The sequence below is a fragment of the Streptomyces sp. NRRL B-24572 genome, from assembly GCF_002156145.1.
GTDB lineage: Bacteria > Actinomycetota > Actinomycetes > Streptomycetales > Streptomycetaceae > Streptomyces > Streptomyces vietnamensis.
Genome location: NZ_MWIG01000077.1, coordinates 1 through 1,368, shown reverse-complemented (window position 1 = coordinate 1,368; position 1,368 = coordinate 1). Strand labels below are relative to the sequence as shown.

At 65.4% G+C, this 1,368-nt stretch carries 2 protein-coding genes; one reads left to right on the top strand and one right to left on the bottom strand.

Going from position 1 to position 1,368, the window contains the following annotated elements; translation table 11 throughout:
* Positions 1-66 precede the first annotated feature (66 nt).
* Positions 67-462: a hypothetical protein gene (locus CCN56_RS05060; RefSeq protein ID WP_086824006.1), complete on the top strand. Its 396-nt coding sequence runs from the start codon at positions 67-69 to the stop codon at positions 460-462.
* Here the strand turns inward: CCN56_RS05060 and CCN56_RS05055 are convergent.
* Positions 446-1,320, bottom strand: a protein-coding gene (locus CCN56_RS05055) for an IS5 family transposase (protein ID WP_373412825.1) whose coding sequence is annotated in 2 segments (ribosomal slippage) — positions 446-928 and positions 931-1,320 — 873 coding nt in all. Because the reading frame shifts where the segments join, the coding sequence is not laid out codon by codon here. The genes CCN56_RS05060 and CCN56_RS05055 overlap by 17 nt on opposite strands.
* Positions 1,321-1,368 lie beyond the last annotated feature (48 nt).

The window sequence follows — 1,368 nt, the reverse complement described above, 5'->3', positions numbered from 1 at the left end:
TAGGGCGTGTTTCAGAAGCCAAGCCCACCGTGGTTGAGAGCCTGATTGGCCGGTACAGTCGCCTGCATGGCAACACCGGCGCTGCAGGCGATTGAGGCTGATGGGACGTCCTGGGACGACCCGTCCGAGGACCAGCTACACGATTTGCTGGCCGACATGAGCCTCAACTGGCGGTTCGTCATCGTGCGGCGACTCGACCTCGAGCCCGTCGATCAGCACTACATGCAGGTCTATCTCAACGATGACCTGAGCTATCAGGTGGAATACCGTGAGGGAGGGCCGGACAAGCACTTCCAGGCATGGGTTCCTCGCGATCACGAGGTCTTCGCGGTGGAACCTGTGGCCGAGGTGCTTCAGGACTGGGCCTTCGGGCGGGCCGGTTGGCGTGAAGCTCTTCCTTGGGTCCCATGGTCACCCTCGGAGCCATGTGCGCGCCACCACCCCCTCACAGCCACTCGTTGATGGCGGCGACCAGCACGGTTGCCTCGTAACGGACGGAGAGCTTGTCGTACCGGGTCGCGACCGCGCGGTGGCGCTTGAGACGGTTGATTCCGCACTCCACCGCGTGGCGCTCTTTGTAGTCGGCCTTGTCGAACCTCGGCGGCCGGCCGCCGAGGGAGCCGAGCTTCTTGCGGTTGGCGATCTGGTCACGCTTCTCCGGGATCGTGCAACCGATCTTGCGCTTGCGCAGGTAGGCGCGGTTCGCGCGGGAACCATACGCCTTATCGGCGCGGACCTTGTCCGGTCGGGTGCGCGGCCGTCCCGGACCGAGTCGCGGCACACGGATGCGGCGCAGGACGACCTGGAACTGCGGGGAGTCCCCGCGCTGCCCGGCCGTGATCACCAGCGACATCGGCTTCTGGGCCTGCTCAACCGCCAGATGAATCTTGGTCGTCAGTCCACCCCGTGAGCGTCCGAGCCCATGGTCATCGGGCTCGGCGAAGATGCCTCCGGGCGGCTCGACCTGCAGATCCCCTTTTTGCGGGCACCAGCCGCGTGCTGGTGCGCACGGGTGATCGTCGAGTCCACCGAGATGTCCCAGGTGATCAGGCCCTTCGCATCGGCCCGAGCCTGGAGCTGCTCGAAGATCCGATGCCAGGTGCCGTCGCGCTGCCAGCGGCGGAACAGTCCGTACACCGTCTCCCACGGGCCGTACCGCGAGGGAAGGTCCCGCCACGGTATGCCCGTCCGTACGCGGAACCGTATCCCGTCGATCAGCTGCCGCCTGGTGTGAATCGGAGGCCGGCCCGGCTTGATCCCTATCGGCAGCAACGGTTGAAGCACTGCCCACTGTGCGTCAGTCAGATCTCCGCGAGCCACGAATCGAGATCATTCCAGCCCTTGATCCACTTCTGAAACAGGCCCTAG

Coding starts and splice junctions, on each gene's coding strand:
- CCN56_RS05060 (WP_086824006.1), top strand. CDS start 67: ATGGCAACACCGGCGCTGCAGGCGATTGAGGCTGATGGGACGTCCTGG.